The 19,121-nt window shown below is 68.6% G+C and carries 8 protein-coding genes; 3 read left to right on the top strand and 5 right to left on the bottom strand.

Features of this window, described 5'->3' with window-relative positions:
• Window positions 1-29 precede the first annotated feature (29 nt).
• Complete coding sequence (locus AMA02S_RS20325; protein WP_157430742.1) at window positions 30-10,055, bottom strand: hypothetical protein; 10,026 nt, start codon at window positions 10,053-10,055, stop codon at window positions 30-32.
• On the bottom strand, window positions 10,052-11,692 hold the full coding sequence (locus AMA02S_RS20320) for a phospholipase D family protein (protein WP_169806862.1): 1,641 nt from the start codon (window positions 11,690-11,692) through the stop codon (window positions 10,052-10,054). Before AMA02S_RS20320 ends, AMA02S_RS20325 begins: the two co-directional genes overlap by 4 nt.
• 1,298 nt (window positions 11,693-12,990) lie before the next feature.
• On the opposite strand from AMA02S_RS20320, the gene AMA02S_RS20315 reads away from it, so the two are divergent.
• Window positions 12,991-13,647, top strand: coding sequence for a GntR family transcriptional regulator (locus tag AMA02S_RS20315; RefSeq protein WP_067460947.1), 657 nt, complete (start codon window positions 12,991-12,993; stop codon window positions 13,645-13,647).
• Between the two features lie 594 nt (window positions 13,648-14,241).
• Complete coding sequence (locus tag AMA02S_RS42000; RefSeq protein ID WP_157430741.1) at window positions 14,242-14,415, top strand: hypothetical protein; 174 nt, start codon at window positions 14,242-14,244, stop codon at window positions 14,413-14,415.
• A 338-nt stretch (window positions 14,416-14,753) separates the two neighbouring features.
• Here the strand turns inward: AMA02S_RS42000 and AMA02S_RS20310 are convergent, their stop codons facing one another.
• Window positions 14,754-15,383 (bottom strand): S1 family peptidase, encoded by a 630-nt coding sequence (locus AMA02S_RS20310; RefSeq protein ID WP_067460946.1) that lies wholly within the window; start codon window positions 15,381-15,383, stop codon window positions 14,754-14,756.
• A 928-nt stretch (window positions 15,384-16,311) separates the two neighbouring features.
• Window positions 16,312-16,680 (bottom strand): cupin domain-containing protein, encoded by a 369-nt coding sequence (locus tag AMA02S_RS20305; RefSeq protein WP_067460945.1) that lies wholly within the window; start codon window positions 16,678-16,680, stop codon window positions 16,312-16,314.
• A gap of 95 nt (window positions 16,681-16,775) precedes the next feature.
• Here AMA02S_RS20305 and AMA02S_RS20300 point away from each other — a divergent pair, with 95 nt between their 5' ends.
• Window positions 16,776-17,627, top strand: coding sequence for a lytic polysaccharide monooxygenase auxiliary activity family 9 protein (locus AMA02S_RS20300; RefSeq protein ID WP_218005060.1), 852 nt, complete (start codon window positions 16,776-16,778; stop codon window positions 17,625-17,627).
• 192 nt (window positions 17,628-17,819) lie between these two features.
• Here the strand turns inward: AMA02S_RS20300 and AMA02S_RS20295 are convergent, their stop codons facing one another.
• On the bottom strand, window positions 17,820-19,016 hold the full coding sequence (locus AMA02S_RS20295; protein WP_067460943.1) for a cytochrome P450: 1,197 nt from the start codon (window positions 19,014-19,016) through the stop codon (window positions 17,820-17,822).
• Between the last annotated feature and the right edge of the window lie 105 nt (window positions 19,017-19,121).

Here is a 19,121-nt window from a genome sequence, read left to right as displayed (position 1 = left end):
TCGGGGGCCGCCGTCAAAGGCCGTTCCGCCTACACGTCCGCCGGCTCGATCGGTTGCGGCTCGATCGGTTGCGGCTCGCTCGGGGTGGCGCTGCCGCGGCGGGCACGGATCACCAGGGATCGCCCGCGCATTCCGCTGCCCTGGCTCGCGCGGTGGAGGCGCCGGAGAGCGAGCTGGTCGGGCCGCCCGGGGTAGGACGGCAGCAGCGCGGCCGGATCGTCCGCTCGCATCATGCCGTGGTAGCGCATCAGTACGGCGCCGAGCAGCAGCTTCTCGGCGAGGGTGCCGCTCAGCCCTGCCTGGGTGGGGCGTACCGCGACGAGGAAGGGGACCGTGACCGAAGACGTCGGCGCGTCGCTCGCACTGGCGTCGCGCACTGCGACGATCAGCTTCTCCACGGCCTGGGCGAACTCGGGGAATCGGGCCCAGCGCCGCAGAGCGGCGGCGTCCGCACTGCTCATCGCGCCGCTCCAGCCGATGTGGGTGTACTGCGTGCCCGGTGCGTTGCGTGCGAGTTCGACCTTGTCCTGGAGTTCGTCAGGGATCTGCTCAGGCCCGACGGGGATCTCCACGCGGGTACCGGCGTCCGGAGCCGCGCCCGCGGCCTGGGCGATGATCTGCGCGATCGCCCCGGTGAAGGCGCTGTCGCCGGGAAGCCGCTGCAGGTCTCCCGCGGCGGCGTCCGAGGGACCCTCCCAGACCAGGGCCAAGGTCTGCGTGGGCAGGAAGTCGATCAGCGCTTCCAGTCGGCTGGGCAGGTCCTCGGCGGGGGCGCTCACCGGCTCGGTGGCATACCAGCTCTCGAACAGCTGCCGGATCTTCGCTGCGTCCGTTCCGTTCACCAGCCCGACCAGGGCGTCGCGGTCGCCCCTCGTCATCACCCCGGCGAGCAACAGCCGCCCGTGCTCGTCGATGGCCACCCGGTTGCGCGTGTCGAGCGGCAGGTTCGCCGTGGAGTAGCCGGTGCCCAGTTGCTCCTCGCTCACCTGGACCAGATCGACCGTCAGCGGGAAGGCGTCGAGAGCGCCCGTCGGGGGCCTCAGCGCGGTCTGCGCCACCAGGAAGCGCTTGCCGAGCTGGCGATGGGCGAACTTCGTGGCGACCGGGTCGAAGAAGCACTCGGCCTGCACCTCGATGTTGCCGCTGAACAGCTCGACGATCTGGTAGACCACCTCGGGGTCGGGCAGGGCGCTGAGCTTGCGCGCCGTCGCCTCGCCGGTCGCCGGGTCGGGCTTCTCGCCGGGCCAGCGCAGCTGGGCGTCATTGGGCAGGCTGTCCCAGAGCGGGCGCAGCGGGATGGTAACGGTGCGTACGCGGGTGTCCTGCTGGAGCTGGGCATCGGCGGGGATCTCGGCGGGGAAGGGCGGCAGCCGGCGCCACACGATGTCCGTGCCGCTCACGGTGGCGTGCGGCACGGGCGAGCGGTAGGTCAGGTCGCGCTGGGTCACGCTGTTGATCTGCGAGACGGTGCTGTCGGTCTGGGCGATCACCAGCAGACGATGTTCGTAATAGAACGGCAAGGCCCGCCACTGGAGGGCGAGGACGCCCTGCGAGAAGTCGCCGACACGCTCGGGGAGGTCAAGCCCTCGCAGCTCGTCCTGATCGGCCGTGCCGTCGAGGATGAGATGGTCCGGCCGGTTCGGCAGGCCGTCCGGGACGGGTGGGTACTCGCCCTCGACGAGGCGCACGGGCAGCTCGCGCTGGTGGTCCCGCGCGAAGCCACGCACCCAGTGGTACCAGCTCGTGTACCCGAAGCGACGCAGCAGGCTGAAGGCGAGCTGGCGGAAGGCGAGCTGGCGGGCAAGGGTCTGGTTGTGCTCGGCCAAGGACTGCTCGTGATGCTGGGCGACGATCACCTCCCAGATCGCGCCGGGCGCCGGCGGGTGAGCCGGCGTGGCCGCCTCGTCGAGCCGGCGCGAGCTGAGGATGAGCGGAGCGTCGACCGCCTGCGTACGCTCGATCACGACGTCGAGCCCGCCCGCGGCCGGGTCCACCTCCACGACCGGGGTGTCGGTCTCGGCGGCGGCGCGGCCGGGGAAGAGCGTGGGCGAGCGGCGCAGGCTCTGCCAGAGCAGGTCGTAGCGGCCGTAGGGCTGGAAGTAGTAGCGCAGCGTGTGTGCCCAGCGGTCCTCAAGCAGCTGGGTGTAGGTCAGGCGCCCGCCTGCGTCGGGCGTGGCCACCGCGGGCGATCCCGCGCGGGGGTAGGCCGTGGCCACCCAGGGCCCGGCGCCCGTCTCGGCCAGCCCGCCCTGCCCCACGTACACCGCGCCACTGGCGTCGAAGAAGCGTGCCGTCCAGGCCAGCACGTCAGGCAGTGCCTGGGCGATCTCGGCCTCGCCGGTAGGGAGGGTGACCCTGCTGGTGTCCGGCACCTTGGGGTCGTTACTGTTCAGCGTCTCCAGGTAGTACTTGAGCCGCAGCCATTGGACGTGCTCGGGCGGGCTGTCGGCCGCGGCCGCGAACAGCTTGGCCAGCGCGTCGGTCGCGACGGTGAAGTGGTGGGTGCGCTCGTCGGTCGGGCCGAAGTCCTCGCTCCGCACCGTTCCGGCCAGGTTCTCCACGGCCTGGAGGTCTGCCGGGGCGACGGAGGGACGCAGCAGCTTGATCTGGTCGGCGCTGAGCATGGTGCTGGCACTGAGCAGCTTGCGGGCCGGGTCGTAGTTCAGCAGGGGCGCGACCGCCGCGTCGAACGGCTGGGGATCCACGCTCAGCCTGGCCGACGGACGCACCTCGATCGTCGCGGGAAGAGTCGCTCCGCGCAGCAGCAGGGCCGCCTCGCCGTTGAGCGGCAGCCTGATCGTGCGGGTGATCGGAGCTTGCTGCGGCTCAAGCTCCAGCTGGCCCGTCCCGCTGTCGGGCTGGTCGACCAGGCTGCAAGGCGCGGTGAGCGTGAAGCGGACGTCGACATCGGCGTTCGAGCGCCCGCTGATGGTGACGGCGTGGTAGCGCTGCCGCTGCCGCACGATGGGCCGCAGGCTGATCTGGACCAGGGCCAGCAGGTCGTCGCCCTCGGCCGACCGCTCGCCGAGCTGGACGCCGCGCCCCGGTTGAAACAGCAGTTCGACGTGGAGGTGACGGCGGAAGGCGGCGAAGGCCGCGGCGTCGGGGTCGGGGTCGGGGGTGACCTCGTCCTGCCCGAGCTGCGCGAATAGTCCCTGGAGCAGAGCAAGTAGCTTCGGGCCGCGCAGGGCGCCCGTGACAGGGTCGTGGAGGCTGAAGGTCACCGCCAGTCCGAGGCGTTGGAGCGCACCCCAGCCATAGCGGTCCACGCCAGGCGGACAGCTGGCGAGGAAGTCGGCCAGGTTGTTGGGCAACGTCGGCGGGCTGACCTGCACGGCAGCGGCGTAGCCCGCCGATACCCGCCCCTGTGGGTCGGTGCTGCTGCCGGGGCGCATCCCGCGCAGCCGCTCCACCAGGCGTTCGAGCAGCGGGTGCAGCGCGGTCCCACGCTTCCCGCCGGGCTGGGTGACACCCTTCCACTCTGGCCACTCCAGGTAAGAGTCCTGCCAGGAGTACCAGGGCCCGCGCTCGTCCTGGACACCCTGGGCGGACGGGTCGGGCCGGCGGCGACGCTGGACGGCGCCGGGATACCAGGCTTCCCACTGGCTGATGTTCAACGTGTCGCCGGGCACGAGCGGCAGGTCGTCGGCCGGGAGCATCTGGACCTCTTGCAGTAGCCGCAGTTCCTCGGCGAGCCGGGCAGGGCTGGCGAAGGTGTCAGTGGTGGCCGCGTCGATGTTCAACTCGTACAACCGGTAGCCGGCGTTCAGTTCGAGAGGGTAGGCGGCATCGCCGCTCGGCCCCTGGTTCCAGCGGAAGCGGATCGCCCGGATACCCAGGGGATGCGGCCGGAACCCGACGATCGTGCCGATGGCGCCGGTGAAGATGAACGGGGCCGGGCCGGCCGTCTCCGCGTCGGATTGCTCGATGCTCTGGAGCGGCATCGGCGCGTGGGCCACGCCCGGCTCCGCCCGTTCGTCCTCGGGCCGCACGACGGCGAAACCGGTCGGGCGCGGCAGCCACTCCAGCTCGGCCGGGCGGCGTTCCTCACGCGGTGCGCCCGAGTGCTCGATGTGGTCGGTCGGCGCGGGGGACGCGGGCGGCGCGGCCACCGCTTCGGCGGCGAGCATGAGCTGCACCGGCGCCAGGGCCGAGGGCACATCACGGTCAGAGATCGTCTGGAAGAAGACCCGCCACGCCTCGGGACGCCACGCGCCGTCGGGCAGCACGCCCCGTTCGCGCAGAGTGGCGACCGGGATCACCGCCCCGCGCGCACCGGGCGGCCCGAAGACGTGCTCAAGGTCGATCTTGACGTCGGTGGGCAGCGGGCGGGCGTTCGACGTCGGCAGGCCGGTGGTGCGCCCGCGCTGCGTCGTGCTGTCCAGGCCGTAGGAGCCGATCGGCACGGTGCTCTCGCGACGGAAGATCAGCCGGTAGGTGCGGATCGGTACCGTGGGGCCGTTCTGGACGGCCGGCTCGCTCCACTCGACGTAGACCTGGCGGGGCGACATCACCTGGGGGGTCGCCGCGCTTCCCGCCGGTTCGAGGTCGGACGGGGCGATGCTGTAGCTCACCGTGAGATCGCCGTCCACCGGCACCACGGGAGGGGTGTTCGGGTAGCGCGTCGCGATCAGGGTCAGTGGGCGCCCGGAGCTCCCGGCGAAGTCGACAGGGGTGATCGTGTAGACATAGCTGCGGCCCTCGCGCGGCAGGGCGGCGCGGTCGCTCGCCGTGTCGGGAAAGTGGTCGACCACCTGGAAGCGCGGCTGGAGCAGCGAGAGGGTGTCGGTCGGCGTGGCCTGGTCCGCCCCTTCGGCCCCGGCGACGTCGGTCGTGTGGCGGTGCAGCACCGTGACCGGCTTCACCGTGGTGGTGCGTTCGGCCTCGTCACCGTCGAGGGCGCGCCTGCGCACGAGGTAATGGGCCAGGTGATGGTCGGGGATGTTCTGGGCCCGGCTCGTCCCCGGCATGGCCTGACGCCGCCAGCTCAGCTCCCAGGTGAGGGCGATCGTGCTCGCGTCGCTGTGCTGTCGCACCTGCTCGAACTGGGGTGGGAACAGGTTGAACTGGGTCTGGGCGACGTTGAAGGTGCGCACGCCCTCGCTCGTCGGGCCGGGCTCGGTCGCCTCGGGTCGCTCGCGCTGGCTGATCGACGGCTGGGCGTCCAGGCCCGTCGCCACCTGATCGAGCCAGGCGGGACGGCGGTTGTCGGCGGTTCTCACCGCGAACACCAGCCCCATCTGGAAGGCCAGTGAGCCGGCGACCAGCTTGTCGCGCGCGGTCTGGCTGCTCTCGGCGTGGAATGCGCGGAGATCGGAGATGATGTCGTGGATGATCACGCCCCGCAGCTGGTGGGCCTGCTGGTTGGCCTGGGCCTCGCTGACAGCGCCGGGATCGCCGTCCTCCTGGGCGGCGCCGTCGGCGGCGTAGATCGTCGTGCGCGGGCTGAAGGCCGACTCCAGCAGTTGCTCGTAGAGCTCCTGGGGGTCGTGCTTGAGGAAGGGCGACCCGCCGAACTGCTCGAAGGCTCCGCGCACAGCCGCTTCGAAAGAGCTGTCGGAGGGGTTCTGCACTCGCGGGTCGCTGACCGGGGGACGGTAGCCGGGCAGTGCGCCGGGGTCGCCGACCGGGCGGCCGCCCTCTTCCCCGCCGGAGTAGTGCTGTTTGAAGGCGTTGGCGAGGTGTTGTGCCAGGCTGAGCCCGTCGTTCAAAGGCGCGGGGGCACCTGGTTTCCCCGTGGTCTGGTTCACGACGCGGCGCTCGGCGGAACCGTCGGCGTAGAGCCGCGCGGCCCAGTTCACTCCCCAGGTGATCGGCTGGCCGGCGGCGACCGCGCCGCTCACATCGACCAAACGCAGATTGGGCAGGGGCTCAAAGTGCAGGAGTGTGTAGCTCTCGCCGGCCGCCGGCTTCGGCACACGCAGGGCGAAGTCCTTCCCTGGCGTGGTGCCCTCGGCGGGGGGCGGCGGCAAGAAGCCCAGCTCGGGCTCCGCCACCGGGAAGCCTTCCTCGTCGAGTTCGAGTTGGCCCTGCGCATCCCGGTGCAGCCGTTCCCCCTGCGGCAGCAGCACGAAGTAGATCTTGTGCTCGGTGTCCCAGCTCGGCGAGTCGCGCAGTACGAAGACGACGTAGCCGGGTACATGGAACACCTCGCCGTCGGTCCGGGCCGACGCCGCCTCGCCGAGCAGGGGCGCGACGGCGCGCGGGGGCAGGGCCGGGCGGGGCGGGGTCAGCCGGCGCGCGAAGGCCGGCGCGGCGCCCAGCGCGCCCTCGGTGCCCGGCACCGGCTCGACCTCGGTGGCCTCCAGCCCCAGCGACAGGAACTCCTTGGTCCGGTCGAGGGCGGCCTGCACGTTCTTCTCTTCAAACGCCACCTTGACATTGGCCTGGAGGCTGTGGCCGCAGCATGAGACGCCGACGGTGCCGACGCCGCGGACGCCGGGCACGCTCAGCCCCTTGACGCCGATCTCGAGACCGGCGCTGAACGTGATCTCCAGGCTGAAGCTGAACGAGAGCTTGATGGTGGTGAAGACCAGCGGGATCTTGATCCAGAACTCGATGGCGAAGGCGACCTGCACCTCCAGCCCGATCGCGCCGTAGACGGCCGAGTTGTTCGTGGGGTCGCGGAAGTCGATCACGCCGATGTAGCGCGCTCCGAAGGCCACCCGCGCGGTCGCGCTGATCCGCATGCCGACCAGCCCGAGGTCCACACCGGCGCTCAGCTCAAGCCTGCCGCGGGCCAGGAAACTCGTCCCGAGCACCATCTCCGTGGTCGAGACGCGGAAGATGAATCCGCCTTCGATCTCCACGGCCAGTGGACCGAGCTTGGTGTGCCAACGCAGCATGTTGGGCCAACCAAGCTCGTAGTGGAACAGGCCAGGCTCGATCAGCAGCGTGGCCGAGAAGCGGCTGTCGGCGATCGCGTCGCGGACGAAGTCGGGCAGCGGCGGATGGTTGCCCGGTTTGCCGCCCTCGGGCTTGTAGATGTGGGCCAGGAAACGTTTCTGGCGCGGCGAGAGCAGCACGAAGCCGCTCAGGATGGGGTTCTCGCGGGCGCCGTCCGTGTTGTTGACGTAGTCGGCGTAGTTGGTGTTGAACCAGCCGCGCACCGACATGAAGAACGTCAGGTCGCTGCGGAAGGCGATGATCGCGTCGACGAGGAAGACGCAGGCGATGTCGGCCTCGGCGAGGGCCTCGTAGCGCAGGGGCGAGGGCGAGGCCGAGGTCTGCGAGATCATCGCCCGCAGCACGATCGTCCAGCGTGGGTCCTGGCCGGCCTCCTCCAGGTCCACCGCCCAGCGGTCGCGCTTGGACAGATCCCCCTGCGTGCGTGACAGTTCTTGCAGGGTCTTGAGCAGCTTTCTGACATCGTTCTCGGCGTCGGCGGCCTTGATGGCGGCGATGGTGAAGCGGTAGCCGAAGCCCATGCCGATTTCGCGCAGGTAGATCTGGATGACCGGGATCATGAAGCTGACCTGGCGAATCTCCAGGTACAGGAACCACGCACGCAGCCATGGCGAGCCGGCGCCGCGGCGCACGCGCAGGAAGCCGAAGCTGGCCGCGATGGCGGGCAGGCCCTGGATCTCGACCAGCCCCTCGCCGATCAGCCCGGTCTGGTCGGGCTCGTCGACGAAGTCGACCGCACCGATGAGCCGGAAGGCGGCGCCGATGGCCAGGTTCACCGCCAGGCGCGTGAAGTGGATGCGCGGCAGGAACTCACCCGGCAGCGGCAGGCCGATGAACAGCTCGTGGTAGTCGGGCCGCGAGTCCGGCGTGTCGCCTGGGCCCTGGGCGAACTTGAGCTGGCCGGTCACCTGCATGGCTCCGTCGCCGCCGAAGAACTCGCACTGCGGCACGAAGCCGATGGCGCGCAGCTCCATCTCGAAGCAGCCGAGGAAGTTGAACGACTTGGGCTTGGGGAGCTCGATCAGGAACTTCACATGCTTGCCGATCACCCGGGCGTCGCCGGTGAGCGGGCATTGGACGAGGTCGATACGGGTCTTGCCGAGCAGAGCCAGCGGCCCATCGGCGTCATCGCCAGGGGCCAGGACGAACTGGGCGGAGCCTGTGACGGTGAAGTAGAGGTGGAAGGCGCCGTCGTCGACGAATCGCAGGCCCAGTGCGTCGACTGAGAACTGGAAGCGCGTGCCCTTGCAGTCGAGCAGCTTGACGCCGCGCAGGTTCGCGGCGCCCTGCACCAGGGTCAGGTTGCCGCCTTCACGCTGGGCGAACTGTAGGGCGATGTCGGCCGTGGCGTCGCCCACGAGGTCGGGCGGCAGCGGCCCCGAACCCGCGATGGTGAAGTCGGCGATGCGGTTCTCGCGGATCACGAAGCCGCTGTCGGTGAAGCGGAAGCGCGTGCGCAGGCCGTTGAGCCGGGCCGGCCGGTCGGTGACGGTCGCGGCGAGGTTGACGCCCTTGGGCGTGAGGGCGAAGTCCCGCACGCTGAAGGTGATCGGCTCCTCGCTGGCCCGCGTGAAGTCGAGCTCCAGCACAGCCCCTTCTGGCTGCTGGATCTGGTAGTGGTAGCCCTTCGTGGCGATGGTGAAGTAGTGAAAGGTCTTGTCGCCCAGCTCCTTGCCCTTGAAGCGCCAGCGCAGCCCGAACAGGTCGGGGAACTCGCGCTCGGCCTCCGAGGTGCGCAGCTCGATCCCCTGGTCGTGGTCGACCTTGAGGGCGAAGGTGCTGAGGTTGAACGTCAGGCGGCACAGCAGGTCGAAGCTCAGACTCAGTACGCGCAGCCGTACCCCGATGTCGAAGCTGACCTCTCCCTGCGGCAGAGTGATCGGCAGCCCGGTGAGCGGCGTAGGTGTATAGAGCTGTAGGAACTGTGCGTCCTGCCCCTGGCCCTGTTTGAGGAATGGCAGGGTGAACGCTCCGCCGGCCGCGTCGATGTTGACGCTCAGCTGGGCGCTCCAGCCCTCCTGGAGATCCACCGGGTCGAAGGTCACGGGCGTGCAGAGGGCGGCTGGATCGTCAAGCTTGAGCGGGGTGAGCGGCGTGCTGAGCTCACGGAAGAAGCCGGGCAGCTTCGGAGCGCCGAGCGTGACGTCGAGCAGCACCAGACTGCGCGGCCCGCCCGTCGGTTTGAGCGTGACGCTGAAGAGTGGCTTGCCGGGCGGTTGGGGCGGCTCGTCGTTGTGCAGCTCGCGGTCCCCGTCGCGGCCCCAGGCGAAAGTGCTGCCCGCCGTCACCGGGTCGGCCCCCGTCAGGGTGACGACGAAGGCGGCGCGGCCGAGGCTCGCGCCCTGGCGCATCAGCAACAAGGAGAAGCGGCTGGAGGCCGGCACGGCCACGCTGAGGCCGGGGAGCGCGAAAGCGGCGCCTGGGGCGGCCGCCTGCCAGTCGAGGCGTAGCTCTTCGAGGCCGTCGCCGATGATCAGGCGCAGGGTGACCTGCTGGTCGCCTGCCGGGCTACGGTCGCCCAGGTTGGGGATGAGCCGGCCGAGTAGGCCGTTGAGGCCGCCCTCCCTCCACTGCAGCACCAGGCACGCTTTGCCGCCCGCGCGGTGGAAGCTGACCGCGGCGCCGTCGATCACCACCCCGGTGTCGCCGATCAGCACTGGATAGGGCAGCTGAGCGGTGAAAGGCGCATCGAAGCCGATGCCGTCCTTGCTGGCCCTCACGCTGAGCTTTGGCACCGCGAGCTGGACGAAGGGGCGCCCGGGGTCGGGCTCGTAGCCTGCGTCACCGCCGCTCGTCACTTTGCGCATAGGACGCAACAGCTTCGGACCGAAGCGCAGCGCGACGGGTGCGTCGGTCACCCGCAGCACCGTCTGCGGCAGCACGTCGATCTCAAGGCCCAGCTCGGCGGACGCTCCGTCGCCGCTGGTGGGGGCCAGCACCAGGCTCACCGCGTCAAGACCGGGCAGCCCCAGCACGAGTTCCTGCTCGAAGAGCAGGCGGGTGGTGAGATTGACCTCGCCGGGCTTGGCGGTGGTCTGCGGCGGCTCGATCCAGACATGGTCGAGCACGGCGGGGTCGGGTGGCTTGGGCAGGAAGGCCGGCCATTTGCTGCCGAGAAACTCGTTGAGGGTCACGAACATCGTGCTCATGGCAGGCAACCCCCCCACGCCTCGCGCGAGTCGACGTCGGCGTAACGGTCGTATTTGTCCTGATCCCGGCTACTGAGGACCGTCTCCGTGGTGGGGAGCGGAATGGGGGTGAGGGTCGGCGGCAGGCTGACCCCGCTGCCCGGTGCGCCCCAGGTGCCGTCCCAGACGTTGAGTGCCTTGTCGATGTCAGCGATCTTCTGCTGGTCGGCCGAGCCGAGCAGGCCGAAGTGGTCGCTCCAGAGCCGCACCCGGTACTGCTGCACCAGCACGTCGTCCTCGTCGAGCAGTCCCACCGCGTGCTCGATGTCGCTGTAGAGACTGCGCCGGAAGGCATTGGCCGAGCCGATGATCGCCCAGTGGTCGTCGACGATCGTGCTCTTGGTGTGCACGATCAGGTTGCGGCTGAACGCCCGCACCCGTTTGCGCTGCTGATCGTTCAAATCGTGGAGCAGACCCCTGTACAGCGCGACGTTGGCGTACGGAGGGAAGTGCGGATCGTTCGGGTCGGTGATCCCGGTCACCAGGATCACCTTGAGATCGTCGCGAGCCTTGAGGGCGTGGTTCAGCCAGATCATCACTTCTACCGACCAGAATCCCTGGTCCTCGATGTAGACATACCGCTCAGCGGTGAGGACGGCGTTGAACCAGGCGGAGCGCACCTCGAACAGACCACTGGGAGCGAAGGAGATCTTCTCGTTCTCGGGCAGGATGTTGAAGGTCGTGTAGTTGAAACGCGGCACGGTGCGCAGCGACTGAACATGATGTTTGCCTACCGGCGTGGTCGGCAGGGTGCGCGCCGGCACGGCGGGCGTGGTGGCTGTGTGGCTGGCGATCTTCTCGTCGGCGTAGCGAAAAGACCTGACCTTTCGCGCCTTGACCTCATTCCACATGCTCCGATAGAGGTCGTACATCGCCTGCACCGCCGGGCCCTCGACCTTCGCCTGCACGTCGTGCCATTGCGAGGCGGGGTGCGGTTGGGCGCCGTGACGGTCGCCTACCAGATCAAGCCCTCCGGTGTAGCCGATGGCGCTGCCGCCACTACCGACGAGCACCATCTTGGTATGCACCGCGCCCGCGGAGTGCGAGATGATGTTCAGGCACGTCCTGTCCGCAAGACCGGGCGCCTTGCGCAACTCGCGGATCGAGGCCATGGTGCCGACGTTGACATCGCGAATACTGGCCGCCCCCGACTGGATCGCCGGCGTCAGAACGAAATAGTCAGCCATGACGGAAAACGAAATCCAGCCCAGGACGCGGACATCGACTCCGGCCCCCGCTTTGGCCTTCAGCAGGTCGACCAGGTGATTCGGGGCTCCGGGACCGTCGAGCGAGAACGGCTTCTCCAGCCCGATCGAAGGCCCGGTCGAGGCGCCCTGCGAGCTGGGGGCGGGGTTGACCTTGCCGCCCATCAGATGAAGCCACCAGCCGGCGATATAGAGGAACTGGCCGCTGTTCTCGCTCGCCGTCCCCTGCCCCAGGGCTGCGATCTGCGCGGCGAGGTCGGCGAAGTAGGCGGCGCCGTCGATCAGCGGGGTGACCCGGCAGCCGGCGAAGGTGGCTGGTAACGGCTCTGAAGGGGGATCTGTATCGTCGGGCTGAACAAAGTATTTCTTTTTCAGAGCATCGATATCAGCCACCAGATAGGCCCCCGAAGCCATATGTCACTACACGACAGAATTCAGCACTCTGCTAGCAGAAACAGCAAACGAGCGATAGCCTGATTTTTCCACGAGAGGCCACGGGTGACAACTGTTCGGCCCGATCCGGTCACCATGAGTAGACTGCGGCTGGCAAATCACCCAATATTCACGACTTTGAACTAAGTCCTGACACAACGTCCCATATGTGGGGGTATGTCGCACTGGGGGGAGGTAGCAAGATCTCCGGCAGCACGTTCAACGACCAAGGAGAACTGCACACCCGGGGTTACAGGCGCATCGCATGCGAGATCATCCGTCGTGGGCACAGGAAATCCCCGTTACCGTGAGGGCAGTCGCACACAAAGCCAGCATCGATAAAATGCCGACACTCTCGTATCTACCACGATATTGCTGTAACAGTGACCAGACTGGACTCGCTCAGCATCAGGGCCAGGTGCCGTTCACCGACGATCAGGGTCCGATCCAGGAACTCGCGGCAGAGCGTTCCGTGCCGGCCTCCACACGGCGGAGCCACGACGATGACCGCGCCCACTACCGGCGGCCGATCAGCCGAGCAACGCCGTGAGCCGGCGCCAATCGGCGTGATCTCACCGCGGCCCACCGTCCACGACCATGATCCCGCGGCAAGCCCAGCCCGGGGCACGGAACCGAGCCTCCGAGCGGTAGAGCACGGGACGAGGCGGCGTCACTCCGATGCCGTTAGGACACAAACGACTCCCACCTAAAATCATATCCGATTTTGTGTAGTTAATCGTATCTGGTTGACCGTGTCCAGAGTTCACGCAAGACCCAAACGAGCAGGTACAGCGCCAAAATCGTTTGGGTTCGAACGGTCATATCGTTTGGGTTCGAACGGTCCATCCGGCCGGAGGGGAGACGGAGTAGGCTCACGACCATCGAGTAATATTGGAAATCGTATGTGAAATCATCTAGGGAGATGTGTATGATCTTCAGGTTCGCGTCCCCAGGCGTCCTCCCTGAGGACGCACCGTCCAGAGCTCTGGGCGAGCACATCAGTCCCGGCGGAGCGGGAGCGCCACCGACGTCGGGCGCGCGTGAAACGATCTCGCACCGCGCCTCGTGCTCCGCGCCGGGGATCCGACGCCCGTTCATGGGCACCTGCGCGACATGACGATCCCTCCCGTCTTCGTCGTCCATGACGGAGACACCTCGAACCGGGTAGTCAGGACGTCGACTCGTGGCGCCGTCCTGGCCGTGTTGAAGCGGCGATCGACGATGCGACCGGGCCTTGAGGCGGAGACGAGGAGAACCCGGTGAGTACCGCGAAGGGGCCGGGCCCGCACAAAGAGAGCAAGGCCGAGTTCTGCTACGGGCTACTGCGGTCGCGCATCCTGGACGGCACGTACGTACCTGGGTACCGGCTGGTCGCCAAGGAACTCGCCCGAGAGATCGGGGTCAGCACGATCCCGCTGCGCGAGGCGGTGCGCCGGCTGGAGTCCGACGGGCTGGTCAAGGTCGTGCGCAACGTCGGCGCCCGTGTCGCGGTCTTCGACGCCGAGCAGGCGGAGCACACGCTGCAGATACTGGCCCGCCTTGAGGGCTACGCCACCGCCGCGTCCGCGCCGCACATGACGGCCGCGGAGATCTCCGCGTCCCGCGAGATCAACGACCGTATGGTGGAGGCGCTGGTGGAGTTCGACCCCACGGCCTTCACCGCACTGAACCGCGAGTTCCACTTCTCCATCTACCGGCACTGCCCGGACGCACGCCTGCGCTCCCTACTCGAAGAACAGTGGACTCTCCTGGATCACATGCGCCGCTCGACCTTCACCTACGTCTCCAGCAGCGCCCATCGTTCCGTGGTCGAGCACTCGCACATCCTCGCCCTCATCTCCAAGAAGGCCGACGCCGCCGAGATCGAGCGCTTTGCCTGTGCTCACAAGCACCCCACCGCTGACGCTCTCCACTGATACTCCCGGAGAGGGCCCTCACTGGGACCACACCACTACTACTACAACGACAGATTGTGACGGCTACTTCGCTTGTGGTGACTGATCGAGCCCGAGGATAATCGGAGCGCTACTGCGATTGCGCCTGGGCCGCGAACACCAGCACGTGCAGCCGCTGAGCGACGCCGTCTCTATCGAGCAGGCGCTCCCAGCGGTGATCACGTGTGCGGGAGCAGCCCAGCAGGGGCCAGGATCTCTCACACCGTCCCCACTTGGATCGCCCACCCGGCACGGGCGGACCGACCTGTGCTCTGACGGCGCCGCTCGGTCTATTGCGCGCGACGAGGTCACGGTGCCAGGGCAGGAGCAATACCGGGACAATGGGAAGGCTCTCCGCCCACCGTTGGCGTTCACAACGCCGCGACACAAGCTCAAGATCGCCTCAGCCCGACACCGGCGGGGTGTAACCCACACGCCTATGTAGTAGCGGACGGTTCACACGTCGGACAGAGGAGAGTCCCGATGAGGATGCGCGTTTCCGCGGTGATGATGCCGCCGAGTACGCTGACCACCGGTCCCCGGTCAGGAAGAAGTCGCAGGCAGCGCAGAATACGATTGCTCACCCTAGGCATGCTGCTGGCCGTGCTCGCCGCGTTCAGCACGGCGATCGAGTACGGCACCGCCACCAGCCACGACCCCGCCGTACTCGCGTCGGACGGCACCGCCATCGGCCACAACTCCGTCGTTACCAACAGCGACGGCACAGCCCTCGGTTTGGGGCGAGACTAGCTAAACGCCCATCTCACCGGGTTGGGTCTTGGCGTCCGGAGTAGTGCTCGCAGTCCTTGAGGTCAAGAGTCGCCAGGGGCAGGCCACGCGCCACACAGCTTGCCGCAATCCACCAATCGTTGGCAGGACGTGGCGTGGCGGGGCGAGACTCCACCGGCTGGACGCCCTTGCGTCCGGCAAGCACTTCGATCGACACAGGCCCACCTCCAGGGCGGGCATCGTGGTCCGCACTGCTCGTGGTCACCGTCACCCCAGCCACGTCTCCTCCAGCCATGGCCGCTGTACCAGGTGCGGAACCACCGCCGGCGTCGCTGGCACAACATGACGACGGCGGAGGTTCAGTAGATTTTGACGCCGAAAGCGCTGAGGACTTCGTCGACCGGCTGCACGAGGGACGATCCGCCGCCGGCGCAACTTCCGTCGGCGCCGATTCGCAAGCCGAGCGCGAAGGTGCCGGAGAAGTAGGGCGTCCCCAGGGGCTCGCCGGGCTTGGCGCAAATGGACGTCCTCACCAGGCCGCCTATCGCCCCTTCTCCGAAGCGCACATCCTGGTCACGCGCCGTCACAGTGCCGCACCTCATGCCGGTGACGCGGCTGGTGCGGCAGATCCGCCGGCTGACTTCCGGTCTGCGCGCCGCGGTGACGTCCACGGATCCCGTGAGCGTCCGCACACTGCCGGGCCTCTCCACGTGGGGCTTGACATAGCGGACGAGGCCAGTGGCGGTATTGGTGACCGCGACGACAGTGCCGAGTTCGACGGTCAGCGCCGGATCGGCGTAGATCTTCAGACCCACTCTGGCGCAGGCGCCCGTGGTGAGGAAGTAGTAGGTGTCGGACCTGCGCACGTTGAAGCCCAGGGTGCAGCGGACGCCGCCGCGCGCAAAGATCGGCTCTCCACCCTCGCGGCTCGGGGCGGCGATGGGAGCAGGGGGCTCGTCCGTCCCGGGGTCGGGGTCCTGACTCGTCACAGGGTGAGGGCTCGCCACCGGGTCAGGACTCGCCACCGGGTTAGGACTCGCTACAGGGTTGGGGCTCGCCACGGGGTTAGGGCTCGCCACGGGGTTGGGGCTCGCTACAGGGTTGGGGCTCGCTACAGGGTTGGGGCTCGTCGCGGGGGCGGGTCTGGGCGTCAAGCTGTAGGAGGGCGCGGGCGCGGCTGCGGGCGGCGTCGCGGATCCGGGGGCGGGAGCGGCCGCGCGGCGAGGGGCCGTCGCACGCGACCGGCCGGCGGCGCGGGACGGGTCGGCAACGGGAGCGCGGACGGTCATACGGTCACGCCTGGATTCGTGCGCGGAGTCGCTTTCCGGGGCGTCCGCGTACTCAGGAAGAGGGTCGGGCTCGGGGCCAGGAGCCTGGGCCGCCGGGGTGGAGGCGGAGTCGGGCGCCTGGGCGATCATGACGGGGGCCGTGGCGACAAGGACGGCCGTACCGCTCAGGAGCATGATCAGGGGTATGGGTCTCACGGGAACTCCTGGGGTGGCGGGGTGGGGGGTCGGCCCAGGATGACGGTTCCCGGAATTGTGCAGAATGGACGATGTTCGCTACAAGGGGTAAAACTGCCAAGATGTGCGGTTGATCGCTATCAAATACCAGGCGAAGACCAGTGCGATCGATGGGCCCGAGCGGACAACAGACAAGGGAAGGGCCTGCATAAATTCTCGCTTAGCGCCTAGAGCGTCACTGATTGTGAGTATCGGGCGCCACTCAGGGCCGACTCATCGCCAGGTGAACGGCTCTGCGACGGGTTCGGACGCCGCCGGACGTACACGCTCGGCATGCCTGCGATCACGTTGCGAAGAGCATGAACAGGGGTGCCGGCCCTCAAACGCACGTCTACGCCGTCGACGTTGAGGACTTCGTTGATCAGCTGGCGAAAAGCCGTTCTCCGAGCGCACTTCACCAAACCCGGGACGGCTCAGTTTCGCATTGCAATGACAGCAGAGCGTGATATCCGAAACTGCTCGAAGTTGTGGGGAACGAACCGGGGTCCGAAGACGTGGGCGCGCCGGCTTCGGCGTCATGTACGTCGCACTCGTCCAGCACGTCTGAGCCCACCCAGAACCGGACGCGACCGGAGAGGACCACCCAGCTTGCGTCCTCTCGGCTGCGCGTGTGCAGGGGTGGCGCGTCCTCAGGGCGCATCGTGAGACGTAGGACGCTGACCACGCCGTCCGTCTCGGCGCTCTCCACGACCTGGTCCATCACGCTGTTGTAGTACCGGAACGGCTTGCCGTCGCCCGGGTTCCACACGAGGGCCATGCTCATGTGGCGCTCCTCTCACGGGCCGTGAACTCTGTGTGGCAGCGGGGCCGTACTCCAGAGAGTTTCCGGTTTGAGAGGGGCTTGGAGTGGGTGCTCGCGTGCCGGCCGCCGTGGCCGCGCTTGGAATCCTGCTCGGGGCGGCCGTCCCGGCCACCCCGGCCAGGGCGCACGGGGCACTCGAGAACCCGGCGAGCCGCGCGATCGGCTGTGAACCGGGGCGGGGCGCCGTCCGGGCAAGCGCCGCCTGCCGTGCTGCGGGACGAGTCAGCGGCGCGGCACTGGCCGAGTGGGACGAACTGCGCGTCCCGGACGTACGTGGCCGCGACCGCCAGATGATCCCAGACGGCCGGCTGTGCAGTGCGGGCATCGAGCGGTTCCGCGGGCTGGACCTGCCGCGTGCGGACTGGCCCGCGACACGGCTGACCGCCACCGGCTCGCACACCTTCCGCTACCGGGTGTCGATCCCGCACCGGGGCAGCTTCCGGATGTACGTCACCCGCGACGGCTACCGTCCCACCCAACCGCTCACCTGGTCGGGCCTGGAAGCCGAGCCGTTCCTCCAGGTGAGGGACCCGCCGCGCCGGAACGGAGCGTACGTCTTCTCCGGCCGGCTTCCGCGCGGCAAGACCGGACGGCACCTGATCTACACGATCTGGCAGACCTCGGACACGCCCGACACCTACTACTCCTGCGCCGACGTCACGTTCGCCGGCCGCGGACGCCCGGCGGAACGCCGTCCCGCACCCGTGCGCACCGAGGACGGCGCCGCACCAGCCACGCGGCCGCCGGGCACCTCGGCGACCCCTGTCGCCAATACGTCGGTCGCGAAGCCCGCCGAGAAGACCGGGCTGCCCCTCATGGCAGGCGGCATCGCCGGGCTGGCGCTGCTCCTCGCGACCGGCGGCGCCGTCGCGGTGATCCGCCGGATGCGCGCCCGCCGGGAACCGTGAGCCCTCGTACGGAAACGTGTTGGCACGAACACCGGCTTTGTCGCCGGGACGCTGTCCAGTCTGGTCCAGGAGTTGTCCGGAAGATCTAGGCACCTCGAACAGCCCACCGAATGCCCGGCGTGGTCGCGGGATGCGCAGTGCGATCGTCCCGCTCCCTCTTTGCCCTGGGCCGCCGTTCGTCGCACGGTGTCGTCACCAGGTGACCGGAAGCGCCTTCGGATGGCGTACCAGGCGGTCGGCGTGCCACGAGACGTCGTCTGGCGGGACGGCGAGCCGCAGGCCGGGCAGGCGTGCGGCGAGCGTGGTCAGCGCGACCTGGAGTTCCATCCGCGCCAGCGCCGCGCCGACGCAGCGGTGCAGGCCGTGCCCGAAGGCGACGTGCGGGTTGTCCTCGCGCCTGAGGTCCAGGGCGTCCGGATCGGTGAACGCATTCGCATCGCGATTCGCGGCCGAAAGCTCGACGATGACCTGCTCTCCGGGACGCAGCCGCACCCCGCCGAGTTCAACCTCCTCCAGGACGAAGCGCGTCATCGACCCCTGCGTGATCAGGGGCACGTACCGCAGGAGTTCCTCCACCGCTGTGGGGATCAGCCCGGGGTCGGTGGTCAGCCTCGCGTAGTCGCCACCCCTCAACAGCAGGAACACGAAGTTCGAGATCTGCGATGCGGTGGTCTCGTGCCCGGCGACCAGGAGCGAGCGGAGCATGCTGATCAGCTCGTCGCCGGTCAGTCTGTCGCCCTCGACGCGCTCGCGCACCAGTGCGCTGATGAGGTCGTCGGCCGGTTCATCCGCCCGCTCGGCGGCCAGGCCGGCCATGTAGGCGTTCAACTCCTCCATGCATGTGATCACCCGCTCGGCGGGCAGGTCCATGCGGAGCAGGCCGTCGGCCCAGACACTGAAGAGCGGCCGGTCGGCGAGCGGGACGCCGAGCAGGTCGCAGATGACCTCGACCGGCAGCGCAAGCCCGAAACCGGCGACCAGGTCGGCAGGCGGACCTTCACCGATCATGGAGTCGACGAGACGGTTCGCGATCTTGTGGGCGCCGTCGCGCAACCCCTCCACGCGGCGTGGGGTGAACATGCGGTAGACGAAGCGGCGCAGCCGTGTGTGATCGGGCGGGTCAGTCGAGAACAGCGAATGGGACGGCAGGTCCACGGACCTCAGCCCGGCGACGCGTGCGGCCGGGATCCCGGCGCGCTGGCGATCGCGGCCAAACGCAGGGCTACTGAGAACATGGCGAGCGTCCTCGTAGCGGGTGACGAGCCAGGCGGGATCACCATGGTCGAGCCGGACATGGACAGGTGCCCGCCCCCTGCGCGCCGCGCCGAGCAGCGAGGACGGGCAGAGTGGGTGGTCGGCAGGGAAGGGGAATGGCAATGGTTTAAGCACGGCGACTCCAGCCTTCGTGCCTCTGAGGGGAGCGGGCGACCGAGTGCGAGACCGACATGCCCCGAACTGCGCGGCGCAACAGTTCCGTTCCGTCAGAGCGGCCTA

The sequence above is a fragment of the Actinomadura macra NBRC 14102 genome (assembly GCF_001552215.1).
Lineage (GTDB): Bacteria > Actinomycetota > Actinomycetes > Streptosporangiales > Streptosporangiaceae > Spirillospora > Spirillospora macra.
This window is presented reverse-complemented; position numbering and strand designations above follow the sequence as displayed.